Raw genomic sequence first — 15343 nt, forward strand, 5'->3', positions numbered from 1 at the left:
CACGGGCGTCAGACGCGCCATCGGATGCCGCGACGCCGGTGTTCCCGGCGGCCGTCGCAGCCCTACCCCCACGGGCGTCAGACGCGCCATCGGATGCCGCGACGCCGGTGTTCCCGGCGGCCGTCGCAGCCCTACCCCCACGGGCGTCAGACGCGCCATCGGATGCCGCGACGCCGGTGTTCCCGGCGGCCGTCGCGGCCGTGCCGTCGAGGGCCGTCATGCGTCACCGCCCCCGTAGAGCTGGTCGACGACCGTGGCGAGCACGCGGTCGGTGCGGGGGCCGTAGGTGAGCAGGACGCCGTCCTCGACGGACACCACCCTGCGGTTCATCCCGGCGGGGGTCTGGGCGACGCCGGGGAGTGTCACCAGGCCGTCGATGCCGCCGACGGACTCCAGGCCGTGGTCCATGACGAGGATGGCGTCGGGTGCGGCCTTCACGAGGGCCTCGCTGGTGATGGTGGCGAAGTCCCCGGCGATCCCCGACTCGGCGCCGGCGTCGATGCCGCCGGCCGCCTCGATGAGCGAGCCGGCGCCGGACTCCCTGCCGCCGATGAGATGGACGGAGGCGGAGCCGCGCAGGTAGAGGAAGGCGACGCGCGGCTTCTCCTCGTGGCCGGGGATCGTCCTGCGTACGGCGTCGATGCGCTGCCGGGACCGCTCGGCCAGCTCCTGTCCGGCGTCGGGGACGCCGAGCGCGCGGGCGACCGTCCGGATACGGGGGCCGACGTCGTCGAGGCTCTTCGCGGCGGCGACGACGAGGACGGGGACACCGGCCGCCCTGATCTGGGCGACGGCTTCGTCGGGTCCGGTGGTGGTCTCGGCGATGACCAGGCCGGGCTTGAGGGAGAGCACGCTCTCGGCGGAGACATCGTGGTTGCGGGTGACGACCGGGAGTTTCGCGGCCTGCGCGAAGGTGGTGGTGACGTCGCGGGCGACGACGCGGTCACCGAGGCCGAGGGTGAAGACGATCTCGCTGAGGCTGCCGGAGAGGGGCACGATCCGTTCGGCCCTGCTCACCGTCACCTTCCGGCCGTCGGCGGAGTCGACGGTGACGGGCAGGCGCGGTGTCGGTGTCCCGGCAAGGGGTTCGATCGCGTCGGCCGTCGCTGTGGGCGAGGGTGTGGCGACCGTGTCCGCGCCGCAGCCCGTCGCTGTCGTCAGGGCGAGCATCCCCAGCAGTGCACCCGCGAGTCGGGTGCGCAAACGTCGCACTGTGGCCGTTCCTTTCCGCGCGCCCCGGGGGGCGCAGCCGCGTCCGTGCGGGCCCGAGAGGCCGACGAGCACTGGTCCGTGTGTGGTCCGTGTCCTGAAGAGGGACTGTCCGTGAAGGATGAATCTAGCTTAGGTTAGCCTTACCTCACTTCGACCGGAGCCCTCTGTTTCCGGCCGCTTCCCGACCCGTGCCCGGAGGCCGACCATGCCCCCATCCCCGCCGACGCGCCGCTACGGCTGGGCCGCAGCCCTGTGCCTGGCCGCGCTGGGAGCCCTGCTCCCGGCGTCCGCCGCGCAGGCCGCGAGCCGCACCGTGCAGGGCGGCCGGCTCGACTGGGGCATCAAGTCGTCCTTCCAGAGCTACATCACCGGCCCTGTGGCCCACGGCGGTTACTCGCTCACCGGCGGCGCCGCGACCGTCGGCGGCAGCGGCTTCCGCTTCCACTCGGCGACCGGCTCCTACGACAGCGCCACCGGCGCCCTCACCGCGTCCTTCAGCGGCGGGGTGCACTTCGTCGGCCACCGCACCGACACCGGCGCCTACCGGCTCGACCTCACCATCCGCCGCCCCAGGGTCCGCATCACGGGCTCCAGCGGCACGCTGTACGTGGACGTGACCGGCAGGGCGAAGGACACGGGCACGGTGACGACGTCCCGTCAGGTGCCGTTCGCCACGCTGTCCCTGAGCGGTGTCTCGATGAAGGGCGGCGGCGACACGGTCGTCCTGAACAACCTCCCCGCCACCCTCACCGCCGCCGGCGCCAGGTCGTTCGCCGGGTACTACACGGCGGGCACCGCACTCGACCCGGTCAGCCTCTCCGTGGACGTCCGCTCCGCGGCCCGGTCGCCGTCCGCCACCGTCTCGCCGAGCCCGTCCAAGTCCCCTGAGAAGAAGGGGGGAACGAGGACGACCGGGCTCGTGGACGGCGTCGTCGACTGGGGCGTGCGGCGCACCTTCCGCGAGTACGTCACGGGGGACATCGCCCGTGGCCGCTGGACGCTGTCGGCCGGTGCCGAGGACGGCGGCGCGCTCTTCCGCTTCACCGCCGGCACCGGCACCTTCGACGACGGTGATCTGGCCGCCGCCTTCAAGGGCGCGGTCCGCTTCACCGGCAGGGGCGGCCTCGACCTCGAACTGAGCGCCGTGCGCGTCATCGTGACGGAGGGTCAGGGCACGTTGTACGCCGATGTGAAGCGCGAGGGCGCCGCCGGCAGCCGGGTACCGCTGGTGAAGTTCGCCGCGAAGGGGTTGAGGCCGGCCGGCGGACTGGTGCGGATCACCGAGGCGCCCACGAAGCTCACCGCCGAGGGCGCGAAGGCCTTCGGCGGCATGTACCCGGCGAACACCGCGATGGACCCGGTGACCGTGGCCGTCGCCCTCACCGCCGACGCCGCGCTGCCGGCCCTGCCCGATCTGGGCAGCGACCCGTCGGCGACCGCCCCGACGGGTACCGTCCCCGCCCCGGCCGACGCGTCGCCCGCCGCCCCGGCGGAGCCCGTCGCGAGCGCGTCCGGCGTGGACGGCTCCCCCGCCCTGCCCGTCGGCCTCGCGGCCGGCACCGTACTGCTGCTGGCCGGGGCCGGTGTCGCCCTGCACCGCACCCGCGCCCGGCGCGCCACCGCGGCGGCCGGAACCGCGCAGGGCCCCGCCACGGACACGGGCACGGGCACGGCAACAGGCACGGCCACGGCCACAGGCACGGCCACGGCCACGGCCACGGCCACAGGCACCGGTACCGGTACCGGCACCGAGACCTCGACGCCGCCCACTGACACGACCACCGCCCGGGCCCCCTCGGACACCCGGGCCTCCACCCCGGACGCACAGGCCGTCCGGCCGCAGGCCCCCCTCGAAGGAACCCCGGAGTCCCCGGCCGACGGGCGCTGACCTTGCCTCACCCGCGTCCGCCCGTCCCGTGCGGGCGCCACCCGAACCACCTCACCCCTGGGAGACACCCCGATCATGTCTGCCACTCCGCGCGGACGCCGCTCCGCCGTCCTGGCCGCCGCAGTCACCACCGCCGCCGCGCTGGGCGCCGCCACCCTCGTCACGCTCGGCGCGGGCAGCGCCTCGGCGGCCGAAGTGCCGCTGTCCGGTTACGAGTTGACGTGGGGCATCAAGCAGTCGTACCGCACGTACGTCACCACGTACGCGGCGGGCGGTTTCACCGCGACCGATGGTGCGAGCCAGGCGGCAGGCAACGGCGCCTTCACCTTCACCGGCGGCAAGGGCGGCTACGACTCCACCGCGCACACCCTGAAGCTGGGCTTCGACGGCAGTCTGCGGATCGTGTCCGAGCAGCACGGCTTCGACATCACGCTGTCGGATGTGCGGTTCGACAGCGGGGCCGGCGCCATCACCGCGGACGTCACCCGGTCGGGCACCACCGAGCAGGACGTGCCGCTGGCCGAGGTCACCGTGAGCCGGGCCATGACGGACATGGCGACCGAGCTGACGCAGCAGGCCGCGGACGTCTTCGGCAGCCCGAGCTACGCGGGTGCCGCGGGCGACCCGGTGACGGTTGCGCAGAAGACCACCGCGTCCCCGTCGACCGGTACGACGGCCTCCGGATCGCCTTCGCCGACGGCCACGGCGTCCGCCTCGGCCCCCGCGTCCGCGTCCGCATCCGCGTCCCCGTCGGCGACCGGACCGGCCACGGGGGGTGCGTCCCCGTCCGCACCGGCCACCGGTTCCGCTGGCGCCGCACCGTCCGCGACGGCGTCCCCGGCCCCGGCGAAGGGCATGATCGCCGACGGCACGCTCGGCTGGGGCGTCAAGCAGTCCTTCCGTACGTACGTCGTCAGCGGTGCCGCCCACGGCCGTGTCACCACGTCCGGCGGCGCGACGCAGGCCGCGGGCAACGGCGTCTTCACCTTCTCCGGCGCGACGGGCGACTACGACACCGACAGGAACACCCTGACCGCCTCGTTCAAGGGCGCCGTGCACTTCAAGGGTCATGAGTCGAACGGGAGTTACGCCCTCGACCTCACCCTCTCCGGCCTCAAGGTCACGCTCGCGGGCGGCTCCGGACAGCTGACCGCCGATGTCACCAGCCTCGGCGAGAAGTACGGGAGCGTGGTCCTGGCCACCCTGAAGGCCGGCAAGCCCGATCTGACCGTCGACGACGACGTCATCGTCGTGGACGGTGTCCGGGCCACCCTCACCGAGGCCGGCGCGAAGGCGTTCGGCGGTTTCTACCAGGCGGGCGCCGAGCTCGACCCGGTCGCCCTGCGGCTGGCACTGACCGACGACGCCCAGCTGCCCGGCGGCACCGACGGCTCCGCGTCCGACGGCGCCTCCTCGGGCGGCACCGGCAGCGCGGGCGGCACCGGCGCGGACACCACCGGCGGCACGGGCTCCACGACCGGCGGCTTCGGCGACACGGCCGGCGGGGTCGACGGCAGCCTCGCCTCGACCGGCTCGGACCTCCCGGTCGGAGCGCTGGGCACGGTGGCCGCGGCGGCGGTCGCGCTGGGCGCGGGTGCCGTCGTGGCAGGCGTCCGCAGGCGCCGTACCGCCGCCCAGGTCTGAGGGCTCCCGGACCAGGTGCCGGGGCGCTTTCTCCCCCTTGCCGCTCACCGGCCCGGACCCGAGGTGTACGCCTCGGGTCCGGGCCGATGGCGTTTCGGGGCCGTGGGCCGTGGCACTTCCTCCCCGGCGCCGACGGATCACCCCTCCCCCTCCATGACATCTCCGCAGGTCGGCCCGCCTGCGAGACCGCCACCGAGCCCAGATCAACCCCGAAGAGAGATATCCAGCGTTTGCAACTATCACGCGTCTGCAAGTATTGTCCTCGCTCGTAAGCGTCACCTGCAATCGTTCGGAAGGTCTCCTCCATGCCTCTCGCGCTCCTGGCTCTGGCCATCGGGGCCTTCGGGATCGGCACCACCGAATTCGTGATCATGGGTGTGCTGCCCGAGGTCGCGGACGACTTCGGCGTCACCATCCCGACCGCCGGCTGGCTGGTCTCCGGCTACGCCCTCGGCGTCGTCCTCGGTGCCCCGCTCCTGACAGTCCTGGGCACCAAGGTGTCCAGGAAGAAGATGCTGATGTTCCTGATGGCGCTCTTCGTCGTCGGCAACGCGCTCTCGGCCCTCGCCCCGGCCTTCGGCATCATGCTGATCGGCCGGATCGTCGCCTCCCTCGCGCACGGAGCGTTCTTCGGCATCGGCTCGGTGGTCGCCGCCGACCTGGTGGCCCCGCAGAAGAAGGCCTCGGCGATCTCGCTGATGTTCATGGGCCTGACCGTCGCCAACATCGTCGGTGTGCCGCTCGGCACCCGCATCGGCCAGGCAGCGGGCTGGCGGGTGACCTTCCTGCTCGTCGCCTCGCTCGGCATCGTGGGTCTGCTCGGCGTCGCCAGGCTGGTGCCCGAGAAGGGCCGCCCCGAGGGCGCCGACGTACGCGCCGAGTTCGCCGCCTTCCGCAACGTCCAGGTATGGCTCGCCATGGCGATGACGGTCTTCGGGTACGGCGGTGTGTTCGCCGCGATCACCTACATCACGCCGATGATGACCGACGTGGCCGGATACTCCGCCGGCGCCGTGACCTGGCTGCTGGTGCTCTTCGGCGGCGGCATGTTCGCGGGCAACCTGATCGGCGGCCGGTTCGCCGACCGCGCCCTGATGCCGATGCTGTTCGGCTCGCTGGGCGCGCTCTCCCTCGCCCTGCTGCTGTTCACGGCGACCGCCCACGACAAGGTCCTCGCCGCGATCACCCTCACCCTGATCGGCGCGCTCGGCTTCGCCACCGTGCCCCCGCTCCAGAAGTGGGTGCTCGACCAGGCGTCCGCCGCCCCCACCCTGGCCTCGGCCGCCAACATCGGCGCCTTCAACCTCGGCAACGCGCTGGCCGCATGGCTCGGCGGCATCGTCATCGCCGCGGGGCTCGGCTACACCTCCCCGAACTGGGTGGGCTCCCTGCTCTCCGGTTTCGCGCTGCTGCTGTCGCTGGTCGCCGCCGCACTGCACCGCCGCCGCGGCAGCGCCGGCCACGTGGTGGCCGGCTCCCCGGCCCCCGAGGCCGCCCCGGTCACGGCCGGGCACTGACCTCCCCGGTCCCCCGTCTCCCCCGTACAGACAAAGCGCATCAGGCAAGGAGCACCCGCATGACCGCCACCGCGATCGCCCCGCTGACCACCGCCGACGCCGAGATCCTCGTCGCCGCCGCCCATCGCGCGGCCGAGGCGGCCGGTGTCGCCGTCAGCGTCACCGTCCTCGACGCCGGAGGCCATCCGCTGGCCTTCCGCCGGGACGACCGGGCCGTGCTGATCTCCGGCGAGACCAGCACCCGCAAGGCGTACACCGCCCTCCAGCTGGACAGCGCCACCGCCGACCTGGTGGACGCCGTGAAGCCGGACGGCCCCTTCCACAGCCTGCCGACCGCGCTGGACAAGCCGCTGCTGTTCATCGCCGGCGGGGTGCCCGTCCGCCGCGACGGCCGGCCGATCGGCGCGATCGGCGTCGGCGGCGGCGCCCCGGAGCAGGACCACGCGTTCGCCTCGGCGGCCGTGGCCTTGCTCGGCTGAGCGCCCTCGGCCCACGGGCGGTGCCCGGCGACGCCCTCGGGGGCGTGCGCCGGGCCTACGGCCTGCCCAGGCCCTCCAGGACCGTGGCGCCCGGCAGTTCGGCGAAGGCCTTGCCGGGGACGATCAGTTTGCCGTGGCGGCGTCCGCTGCCGACCACGACCCACGGCTGGTCGAGGACGGCCGCGTCCACCAACAGGGGCCAGTGTGCGGGCAGTCCGACGGGGGTGATGCTGCCGTACTCCATGCCGGTCTCGCCGGTGGCGATGTCCATCGGGGCGAACGAGGCCTTGCGGACGTCCAGATGACGCCGCACCAGACCGTTCACGTCGACCCGGGTCGTGGCGAGCGTGAGGCAGGCCGCCAGCCTGGTGTCGCCGCCCCGCCGGCCGGCCACGACCACGCAGTTCGCGGACTTCTCCAGCAGATCCTCGCCGTAGTGAGCGACGAAGGCGGCGGTGTCGGCGAGGTCGGGGTCGATGGTGACGTAGAGGATGCGGTCGGCGGGGACGCTGCCGTTCCAGCGGCGTACGGCGTCCGCGACGGGGGCGACGAGTTCGTCGAGGCATTCGAGGGCGGGAGTCGCCCGGTCGAAGTTTCCGATGGGTACGTCCATGGCCCGCACGCTAACAAGCCTCAGCGGACGGGCGGCACGGAGACCGCCATCACCATCCGCATCGGCTCGGGGCCCTGATTGCCGTAGGTGTGCGGGACGTCGGCCTCGAAGGTGGCGCTCGCCCCTGCCGGGACGCGGTGCTCCGCCCCGTCGACCGTGAGGGTCAGTTCGCCCTCCAGGACGTGCAGCAGCTCGACCGTGCCGGCGGGGTGCGGGTCGGACGGGCTGGACTCGCCGGGTGCGAGCCTCCAGTCCCAGATCTCCAGCGGGCCCGGCGCCTCCGCGCCTGCGAGGAGGCGGTTGTAGCTGCCGGCGTCGGTGTGCCACAGCCGTACGGCCTGGTCGGCCGGGACGACGCGGACCTTCGGGCCCTGCTCGTAGTCGAGCAGGGTGGTGATGCTGACGCCGAGCGCGTCGCCGATCTTCACGACGGTGCCGATGCTCGGGTTGGTGCGTGCCTGCTCGATCTGGATCAGCATGCCGCGGCTGACTCCGGCGCGGGCGGCCAGCGCGTCCAGAGTGAAGCCGCGCTCCGTGCGCCAGCGTTTGACGTTGCGAGCCAGGGACTGGGTCAGCAGGTCGAGGTCCGACATTCCGTCCAATATCCGGGAGGTCCAATATTCTGGATGACAGAGTTCAGTGCGCTGAACTACGGTGTGGTGCACCCGATCGTTCACCGAACTGTACTGCGAGGCGTGTCGTGACCGCATTGTTCGCCCTGGCCACAAACCTGTTGTGGGGCCTGGCCGACTTCGGCGGCGGAGTGCTGACACGCCGTGCACCCGCACTCACCGTGGTCGTGGTCTCCCAGGCGATCGCGACGGCGGTGCTCGGCGTGATCGTGGTGGCCACCGGCGGCTGGAGCGAGGCGGGCCCGCGGCTGTGGTTCGCGTTCGCCGCGGGCCTGGTCGGGTCGGTCGCGATGATCTGCTTCTACAAGGCCCTGGCCCTCGGCCCGATGGGCGTCGTCTCCCCGCTGGCCACGCTCGGTGTGTGCGTGCCCCTGGGTGTCGGCCTGATGTTGGGCGAGCGGCCCGGCCTGGTCCAGGTCGCGGGCATCGCCGTCGCCGTCACCGGGGTGGTGCTCGCGGGCGGGCCGCAGCGCGGAGGCACGGGGGTGCCACGGCGGACGATCGTGCTGTCCCTGGTCTCGGCGGCCGGCTTCGGCGCGGTGTTCGCGCTGATCGCCGAGGCGTCGACCACGGTGACCGGCCTTTTCCTCGCGCTGTTCGTGCAGCGCGTGACCAATGTGGCCGCGGGCGGGCTCGCCCTGTACGCCTCGGTACGGCGGGGCGCCCCGGCCCTCCCGGCGGACGGCTTCCCGTGGGGTGCGCTGCCGGCGCTGGCTTTCGTCGGCCTCGCCGACGTGGCGGCCAACGGCACCTACTCCGTCGCCGCCCAGCACGGCCCGGTCACCGTGGCCGCCGTGCTCGCCTCGCTCTACCCGGTGGTGACGGCACTCGCCGCGCGCGGCTTCCTCAGCGAGCGGCTGCGCGGCGTCCAGGCGGCGGGCGCGGGCCTCGCCCTGGTGGGCACCCTGCTGCTGGCGACGGGTTGAACGGGGGCGGGGCCGGCCATCGACGCGCCTCAGTTCCCGCGGGACTCCACCTCGGCCAGCGGCGTGTCCTCGCCGCCGGCGTCCGGCCCCCCCGCCTGCGCGGTCCGGTCCGGCTCCTCCTCCAGCGCCGCCAGCAGCGCCACCTGCTCCTCGGTCAGCCGGGACAGCTTCGACAACTGCTGCGCGGTGACCCCGTCACGCGGCGGCACGGGCGCCGGGGTGCGCAGCGGCGGCTGCCAGCCCTCCGCGGGCGTCCAGCGGCGTACGACCCGCGCGGGCGCCCCCGCCACCACGGCGTGGTCGGGCACCGCGCCGCGGACCACCGCGCCCGCCGCGACGACGACGTTCCGCCCGATGCGCGCGCCCGGCAGGATCACCGCACCGGTGCCGATCCAGCAGCCCGGGCCGATCTCCACCGGCTCGAACCTCGGCCACTGCTTGCCGATGGGCTCGTGCGGATCGTCGTACGAGTGGTTGGTGGAGGTGACGTAGACGTACGGCCCGAAGTAGCAGTCGTCGCCGATGGTGACCGCGGCGTCCGCTATGACGTGGCTGCCGCGGCCGAGCACCACGCCGTTGCCGATGCGCAGGATCGGATCGGGGCCCAGGTCCAGGCCGGGCATCAGACCGGCGGTCAGGGTGACCTGCTCGGCGATGATGCAGTACGACCCGATGTGGATCCACGGCTCACCGAAGACCGTGCCGAGGGGGAAGGCGAGCCGGGTCACCTCGCCGAGCGCGCCGAAACGGAACCGGCCGGGCTGTTCGGCGGTCACGGAACCCGTGCGCTGGAGCCAGGCCCAGCCCGCGTGGACGGCCCGCTGCGCGACGCGGCGCCGCCAGGATGAGAACGTGTTCTTGCGCTTCGGCACGCGCTCACCGTAGCCGCGCCGCGGGGGCGCCTTCGCGCCGGAGGCCTGTGATCTTCGCCCCACCGGGTGGCGTACCGTGCTGGTGCAGCGACCGGCGAGGAGGCCGAGATGACGGAGCACCGCCCACTGATCAAGGGCATCGGCGGCAGGGAGCCGAAGATCGACGAGGACACGTTCGTGGCGCCGACCGCCTCCGTGATCGGCGAGGTGACCCTCGCGGCGGGCGCGAGCGTCTGGTACGGCGCCGTGCTGCGCGGCGACGTCGAGCGGATCTCGGTGGGGGCGGCGAGCAACGTCCAGGACAACTGCACGCTCCACGCCGACCCCGGCTTTCCCGTCACGGTCGGCGAGCGGGTCTCCATCGGGCACAACGCGGTGCTGCACGGGGCGACCGTCGAGGACGACTGTCTGATCGGCATGGGCTCGACCGTGCTGAACGGGGCGGTGATCGGCGCGGGCTCGCTGGTCGCCGCGCAGGCGCTGGTGCCGCAGGGCATGGTCGTGCCGCCGGGTTCGCTGGTCGCCGGGGTTCCCGCCAAGGTCAGGCGGGAGCTGACGGAGGAGGAACGTCAGGGGATCACGCTGAACGGCACGATGTACGCGGAGCTGGGCCGGGCCCATCGGGGGTAGGGCCGGAGACGGCCCCGGCGCGCGGGGGCGTCAGCGCCACGCGGGGGCCGTACCGCGGGGGCGTCAGCACCACGCGCGCGTGGCCGTGCCGTCGACCGGGCCGCACAGAGGCCGAGAGCCCGGTCAGCGCCCGTGCACGGGGCCGTACCGCGCCTGGTGCGCGGGGCCCGTACGCGGAACGCTCCGGGCCCCCGCCCGCCCCTCGTGTCACTCGCCCGCGGCCACCGGCTCCGGCTCGGCCTCCGCCTGGGCCGTCTGCGCCTTCTTCGCCTTGCGCTTGACCACCAACATCGACGCCACGCCGATCAGCACGGCCGCGACCAGGCCCAGCCAGGAGAACCGCTTCAGCCAGGACTCGGCGACCACACCCACGTAGTAGATGACGGCGGTCGTGCCGCCCGCCCAGACGATGCCGCCGAGGACGTTGGCGACGAGGAACTTCCAGTACGGCATGTGCAGCACACCGGCGAGCGGCCCGGCGAAGATCCGCAGCAGGGCGATGAAACGGCCGAAGAAGACCGCCCACATGCCCCACTTCTGGAAGGACCGCTCCGCGGTGGCGATGTGCCCCTCGCTGAAGTGCTTGGGGAACTTCTTCCCCAGCCAGGCGAGCAGCGGCCGTCCGCCCTTGCGGCCGATGGCGTAGCCGATGGAGTCGCCGATCACCGCGCCCGCGGTGGCGCAGGCGCCGAGGATCACCGGGTTGATGCCGCCGTGCTGCGAGGACAGCAGGGCGGCGGAGACCAGGACGATCTCACCGGGCAGCGGGATGCCCAGGCTCTCCAGTCCGATGATCAGCCCCACCACCGCGTAGACGGCGGCAGCGGGCACCGAGTCGAGCCATTCCTGGACGTGCACCGCCGGTTCCTCCCCGTTTTTCGGTCTTTGTGCAGTCTCGGGCCGTACCGGACACATTCCGGACTTCCCGGGCGCGCCCCTGTTCGAGGCGTCCGCCCGGGAAGCCTACCGGTTCGAGGTGGCCGGGCGGCGTCCGCCGAACGCCGCCGGGCGGGGTCGGACACCGGTCTCGTCGAGGAAGTCGCGCATCAGGCCGCCCCACCGCGCGGGCTGTTCGAGGAAGGGCAGATGCCCGGTGGGGATCTCGGCCAGGCGCGCGCCGGGGATGCCGTCGGCGAGCTGCCGGTGGTGGTACGGGGTGACGAGCTGGTCGAGGGTGGTGGACACGACCAGCGTCGGCACGCTGATCGCGGCGAGGTCGGCCCGTACGTCGATGCCGTCGAGCAGCAGATCGACATGGTCGGGTGTGCCGGGCGGGACCGTGGCCGCGGTGTTCTTCAGGGCCGTGTCGAGGTCGTCCTCGCCGAGTCCGTCCAGGACGGGCGTGCTCACGGCCATCAGGGACAGGAAGTCGGCCAGGCCGGCCGGGTCGTCCGCGTGGAGGTGGTCGCGCCACATGCGCGCCGCGAGCAGGAACCGCGGGGTGGGGTGGGCGAACCCGGCGGTGAGGATCAGGGCCGTGACCCGTGCGGGGTGGCGGGCGGCGGCCCGGACGGCGACGGCGGTGCCGAGCGAGTAGCCCGCGATCGCGAAGGTCTCCACGCCTTCCTCGACGGCGGTGGCGACCAGTTCGTCGGCGAGACCGTCGAGGGTGAGCGGGGCGCTCGCGCGCGGGGTGCGCCCGGTGCCCGGGTAGTCGGGGCCGACGACGGTGTACCCGGCGGCCAGAGTGTCCAGTACGGGGCCGAAGTTGGCGTCGATGCCGCCGCCCGCGCCGTGGGCGAGGAGCAGGCCGGGGCCGGTGCCGCGGACGATGCGGCCGAGGGTGGAGGTGGGCAGCTCTTCAGTCATGGACCGGACGCTAAAGTCTCACACCGGTGTGAGAGTCAACACGGTGAGGTGCAGGTCACATGCGCATCGGGGAGATGGTCCGCCGTACCGGGGTGAGCGAACGGCTGCTGCGCTACTACGAGGAGCAGGGGCTCCTCACGCCCGAGCGGCTGCCGAGCGGCTACCGCGTCTACTCCGAGGCGGACGTGGAGACGGTCCGCCGTATCAGGGTGCTGCTCGCCGCCGGGCTGCCGACGGCCACCATCGCCCGCACGCTGCCCTGCATCCGCGACGACGGCTCTTCGCTCGCGCCGGTGTGCACGGGACTGGTGGCGGAGCTGCGGCAGGAGCGGGAGCGCATCACGCGCGCCATCGAGGATCTGCGGGCCTCGCGGGGGCTGCTCGACGCGGTCATCGAGGCCGGGCCGCAGGAGGCCTGCGCCCCCGCGCGGCGCTGACTCCAAATGGCGTCCGGCGTACGGCCGGTTCCCGTCCGTGGAGGTGGGTCAGCCGTTGGGGCGGAGCGTCCATACGACGGTCATCTCGCCGGTGACGGCGCCGTCGGCGCGCCGGATCTCGACGGTGACCGGGAACTCCGGGCGCTGCCCGGCGTCCAGTTCGGCCACGACCTCGTGGGCCGGCCGGCCGAGGGTCGCGGTGGCGGTCACGTCGCCCATGGCGAGCTTGCGGTAGGCGATCTCGGCGCGCACCGCGAGCGGCACGGCACGGGCCAGCTGGTCGCCGAACGCGGCCAGCACGATGGCGCCGCTGGCCGATTCACCCAGCGTGAACATCGCGCCGGCGTGGGGGCCGCCGACGTGGTTGTGGTAGTCGCTCTGGTCCGGCATGGCCACCACGGCCTTCTCCGGAGAGGTCTCCAGGAAGTCGAGGTTGAGGGTCCGGGCCATGGGCACCGTGGCGGCGAGCATCTCGCCGACGGACATCCGTGCTGCGCTCATGACGCGAGGTTACCCGCCAGTAGCAACTTATGGCCAGACACGGTGTGTGATCGTCGTAGGCTTCGGGCGCATGTGGCCAGAGCAGCAGCCGCCCGGCGGCAACCCCCCGCAGCAGCCGAACCCCCACCCGCAGCCGAACCCGTACCGGCAGCCCGGATCTCAGGAGCCCGGCCCCCACCCGGCCTCTCGGGAGGCGCCCACCGTCACAGCGGCCCAGGCCGGGCCCCCCGACGGGGACCGGCGCACGACGGTGATCGCTGTCACCGCCGCCGTCGCGGTCGTGCTCGCCGCCACGGTGACCGGGGCGCTGCTGGTCCTCGCCCGCTCGGACGACGGCGCCGCGCCCGCCCCCGACACGTCCTCGGCCTCCGCCTCGGCCGCGCCGTCCACGACCGGGAACCCGCGCGCGGGCGACGGGGTGCAGCCCACCGTGCCCGGGTGGAAGGCGGTGGTGAACGCGGACAAGGGCATAGCCTTCGACGTCCCCGCGGACTGGGTCCCGAGGTCACCTGACTGGGTGTCGTACGTCGCCGACGACAGCGACCCCGACGAGAAGCCGCTCGTCGCGATGAAGGCGCCCGCCGAGTTCAAGCAGAACTGGTGCGCGGACGACCCGGACCGCGACGGCCGCGTCGAGCGGACCGCGCTGGCGAGCGCGGGCAGCCGCGGCAACAACGGCGCCCGAAGCACCGAGGAGATCGCGCGCGCGGACTCCGAGGCCTGGGTGTACGGCGCCTACACGCAGCCCGACCGCACGAAGGTCACCGTCGGCCCGGTGACGTCGTACACCACCGCGTCCGGGCTCACCGGCAGTCTCGCCACGGCACAGTCCTCCGGGGTGCCGCGGACACACAAGTGCGACAGCGACGGCAGGGCGACGACGTTCGCCTTCCGGCTGCCGGACGGCGGCTTCGGCTCCTGGTCGTTCGTCGGCGCCGAGGGGGTGAAGGAGGAGGTGCCGGAGAGTGTCGTGCGCAGGATTCTCGCCACCGTCCGCCTGGTCGACACCGGTGATTCCTGAGGTCACACGGGTTTGCTACATCCTTGACAAGGGCCGGTGACCGATTCGTGTCCCGGGCGGCACTAGGGTGGCTCGCCATGTGGCCAGGACAGCAGCAGCCGCCCGGGGGAGACCAGAACCCGCACGGGCAGAACAATCCGTACCAGCAGCCGGGGTACCAGCAGCCCAACCCCTACCAGCAGCCGGGCTATCAGCAGCCCACCCATCAGCAGCCCAACCCGTACGCGCAGACGCCTCAGACGCCGCAGTGGCAGGCGCCGACCGTGGTCAACGGGCCGCAGCCCCCGCAGGGCGGCGGCAACCGCACCAAGGTGGTGGCCATCGTGGCGGCCACCGCTGTCGTGGTCGCGGCCGGTGTGACCGGGTTCCTGGTGCTCGGCGGCGACAAGGACGACAACGCCAAGGGCGACGACGGCAAGGGCACGAAGGTGAGCCAGTCGGCGAGCCCGAGCACCCAGCCGAGCGCGACCTCCTCGGAGGAGGAGAACCCGCGGAGCGCCGAGACGGAGAAGCCCACCGTCCCCGGCTGGAAGGTCGTCATCAACCCCAAGTGGGGCATCGCCTACGACGTGCCTGCCGACTGGCAGGTCAACTCGCCGACCCTCAGCAAGGGGTTCGAGGAGGACAACGCCGACGATCTGAAGCCGATCATCGTCATGTCCGGCACCGCCGAGTACAAGTCCAAGTGGTGCACGTCCGACGACGACCGGGACGGCAGGACCGAGAACACCCCGCTGGCCGTCGTCGGCTCCAAGGGCGCCAGCGGCGCCAAGAACACCGACGAGATCGCGATCAACACGCCGGCCTGGTGGGTGTACGGCGGCTACACACAGCCGGACAAGAAGACCATCTCCTGGTCCCCGAAGGCCACGCCGTTCACCACGGCCTCCGGCATCAAGGGCAGCTACGACTGGGCCAAGTCCACCAACAGCCCGCAGAAGGGCAAGGGCAAGTGCAACACGGACGGCAAGGCCCTCACGTTCGGCTTCCAGAACAGCAAGGGCGACTATGTGTCGTTCAACTTCTACGGGGCGACGGGTGTCACCGGTGAGGTGTCCGAGGCGACCGTGCTGCAGATCCTGAAGACGGTACGGCTCCACGGCACCCCGCAGCAGAGCTGACCCGCGCGCTCGCGGCCCCGCCGGCGAAACCGTTTTGCGCA

General features: G+C 73.0%; 15 protein-coding genes and 1 pseudogene. 9 read left to right on the forward strand and 7 right to left on the reverse strand.

The window, feature by feature from the left end; translation table 11 throughout:
• Nucleotides 1–216: 216 nt before the first annotated feature.
• Complete coding sequence (locus tag MTQ10_RS05205) at nt 217–1203, reverse strand: heme/hemin ABC transporter substrate-binding protein (RefSeq protein WP_374117571.1); 987 nt, start codon at nt 1201–1203, stop codon at nt 217–219.
• Between the two features lie 214 nt (nt 1204–1417).
• On the opposite strand from MTQ10_RS05205, the pseudogene MTQ10_RS05210 reads away from it, so the two are divergent.
• From MTQ10_RS05210 to MTQ10_RS05225, 4 genes and pseudogenes are all read left to right on the forward strand, one after another.
• Nucleotides 1418–2728 (forward strand): annotated as a pseudogene (locus MTQ10_RS05210) (HtaA domain-containing protein); the annotation flags it as partial.
• A gap of 447 nt (nt 2729–3175) precedes the next feature.
• The gene (locus MTQ10_RS05215; protein WP_247462726.1) at nt 3176–4744 is read left to right on the forward strand and encodes an HtaA domain-containing protein; all 1569 of its coding nucleotides are present in this window, start codon (nt 3176–3178) and stop codon (nt 4742–4744) included.
• Nucleotides 4745–5049: 305 nt separating this feature from the next.
• Entirely contained in the window at nt 5050–6261 is a 1212-nt protein-coding gene (locus tag MTQ10_RS05220; RefSeq protein ID WP_247462731.1) for an MFS transporter, read from the forward strand.
• A gap of 59 nt (nt 6262–6320) precedes the next feature.
• Entirely contained in the window at nt 6321–6740 is a 420-nt protein-coding gene (locus tag MTQ10_RS05225) for a GlcG/HbpS family heme-binding protein (RefSeq protein WP_247462732.1), read from the forward strand.
• 55 nt (nt 6741–6795) lie between these two features.
• Here the strand turns inward: MTQ10_RS05225 and MTQ10_RS05230 are convergent, their stop codons facing one another.
• Both MTQ10_RS05230 and MTQ10_RS05235 read right to left on the reverse strand, forming a co-directional pair.
• Nucleotides 6796–7353, reverse strand: coding sequence for a YbaK/EbsC family protein (locus MTQ10_RS05230; protein WP_247462734.1), 558 nt, complete (start codon nt 7351–7353; stop codon nt 6796–6798).
• A gap of 20 nt (nt 7354–7373) precedes the next feature.
• Nucleotides 7374–7946, reverse strand: coding sequence for a helix-turn-helix domain-containing protein (locus MTQ10_RS05235; protein WP_247462736.1), 573 nt, complete (start codon nt 7944–7946; stop codon nt 7374–7376).
• Between the two features lie 107 nt (nt 7947–8053).
• On the opposite strand from MTQ10_RS05235, the gene MTQ10_RS05240 reads away from it, so the two are divergent.
• Nucleotides 8054–8911 (forward strand): DMT family transporter, encoded by an 858-nt coding sequence (locus MTQ10_RS05240; protein ID WP_247462738.1) that lies wholly within the window; start codon nt 8054–8056, stop codon nt 8909–8911.
• Between the two features lie 29 nt (nt 8912–8940).
• Here MTQ10_RS05240 and MTQ10_RS05245 read toward each other — a convergent pair whose 3' ends face one another.
• Nucleotides 8941–9783, reverse strand: a complete 843-nt coding sequence (locus MTQ10_RS05245) for an acyltransferase (protein ID WP_247462740.1) — start codon at nt 9781–9783, stop codon at nt 8941–8943.
• 108 nt (nt 9784–9891) lie between these two features.
• Between MTQ10_RS05245 and MTQ10_RS05250 the strand changes: the two genes are divergently transcribed.
• Nucleotides 9892–10413 (forward strand): gamma carbonic anhydrase family protein, encoded by a 522-nt coding sequence (locus tag MTQ10_RS05250; protein ID WP_247462742.1) that lies wholly within the window; start codon nt 9892–9894, stop codon nt 10411–10413.
• 207 nt (nt 10414–10620) lie between these two features.
• Here MTQ10_RS05250 and MTQ10_RS05255 read toward each other — a convergent pair whose 3' ends face one another.
• Both MTQ10_RS05255 and MTQ10_RS05260 read right to left on the reverse strand, forming a co-directional pair.
• Nucleotides 10621–11271, reverse strand: a complete 651-nt coding sequence (locus tag MTQ10_RS05255) for a DedA family protein (protein ID WP_247462744.1) — start codon at nt 11269–11271, stop codon at nt 10621–10623.
• Between the two features lie 105 nt (nt 11272–11376).
• Entirely contained in the window at nt 11377–12222 is an 846-nt protein-coding gene (locus tag MTQ10_RS05260; RefSeq protein WP_247462746.1) for an alpha/beta fold hydrolase, read from the reverse strand.
• Between the two features lie 59 nt (nt 12223–12281).
• Here MTQ10_RS05260 and MTQ10_RS05265 point away from each other — a divergent pair, with 59 nt between their 5' ends.
• Nucleotides 12282–12659 carry a MerR family transcriptional regulator gene (locus MTQ10_RS05265; protein WP_247462748.1) on the forward strand — a complete coding sequence of 126 codons (378 nt, stop codon included), beginning with the start codon at nt 12282–12284 and terminating at the stop codon, nt 12657–12659.
• Between the two features lie 48 nt (nt 12660–12707).
• Here MTQ10_RS05265 and MTQ10_RS05270 read toward each other — a convergent pair whose 3' ends face one another.
• A complete protein-coding gene (locus tag MTQ10_RS05270; RefSeq protein ID WP_247462802.1) occupies nt 12708–13145 on the reverse strand; it encodes a DUF4442 domain-containing protein in 438 nt (145 codons plus the stop codon).
• Between the two features lie 85 nt (nt 13146–13230).
• Between MTQ10_RS05270 and MTQ10_RS05275 the strand changes: the two genes are divergently transcribed.
• The gene (locus MTQ10_RS05275; protein WP_247462750.1) at nt 13231–14181 is read left to right on the forward strand and encodes a hypothetical protein; all 951 of its coding nucleotides are present in this window, start codon (nt 13231–13233) and stop codon (nt 14179–14181) included.
• 77 nt (nt 14182–14258) lie between these two features.
• Nucleotides 14259–15302 (forward strand): hypothetical protein, encoded by a 1044-nt coding sequence (locus MTQ10_RS05280; protein ID WP_247462752.1) that lies wholly within the window; start codon nt 14259–14261, stop codon nt 15300–15302.
• The last annotated feature ends 41 nt before the right edge of the window (nt 15303–15343 follow it).

It is taken from the genome of Streptomyces sp. XM83C, from assembly GCF_023072675.1.
Lineage (GTDB): Bacteria > Actinomycetota > Actinomycetes > Streptomycetales > Streptomycetaceae > Streptomyces > Streptomyces thermocoprophilus.

Excerpts from the sequence above, each read along its gene's own strand:
- MTQ10_RS05215 (WP_247462726.1), top strand. The coding sequence starts at position 3,176 with ATGTCTGCCACTCCGCGCGGACGCCGCTCCGCCGTCCTGGCCGCCGCA.
- MTQ10_RS05220 (WP_247462731.1), top strand. The coding sequence starts at position 5,050 with ATGCCTCTCGCGCTCCTGGCTCTGGCCATCGGGGCCTTCGGGATCGGC.
- MTQ10_RS05225 (WP_247462732.1), top strand. The coding sequence starts at position 6,321 with ATGACCGCCACCGCGATCGCCCCGCTGACCACCGCCGACGCCGAGATC.
- MTQ10_RS05230 (WP_247462734.1), bottom strand. The coding sequence starts at position 7,353 with ATGGACGTACCCATCGGAAACTTCGACCGGGCGACTCCCGCCCTCGAA.
- MTQ10_RS05235 (WP_247462736.1), bottom strand. The coding sequence starts at position 7,946 with ATGTCGGACCTCGACCTGCTGACCCAGTCCCTGGCTCGCAACGTCAAA.
- MTQ10_RS05250 (WP_247462742.1), top strand. The coding sequence starts at position 9,892 with ATGACGGAGCACCGCCCACTGATCAAGGGCATCGGCGGCAGGGAGCCG.
- MTQ10_RS05260 (WP_247462746.1), bottom strand. The coding sequence starts at position 12,222 with ATGACTGAAGAGCTGCCCACCTCCACCCTCGGCCGCATCGTCCGCGGC.
- MTQ10_RS05265 (WP_247462748.1), top strand. The coding sequence starts at position 12,282 with ATGCGCATCGGGGAGATGGTCCGCCGTACCGGGGTGAGCGAACGGCTG.
- MTQ10_RS05270 (WP_247462802.1), bottom strand. The coding sequence starts at position 13,145 with ATGTCCGTCGGCGAGATGCTCGCCGCCACGGTGCCCATGGCCCGGACC.
- MTQ10_RS05275 (WP_247462750.1), top strand. The coding sequence starts at position 13,231 with ATGTGGCCAGAGCAGCAGCCGCCCGGCGGCAACCCCCCGCAGCAGCCG.
- MTQ10_RS05280 (WP_247462752.1), top strand. The coding sequence starts at position 14,259 with ATGTGGCCAGGACAGCAGCAGCCGCCCGGGGGAGACCAGAACCCGCAC.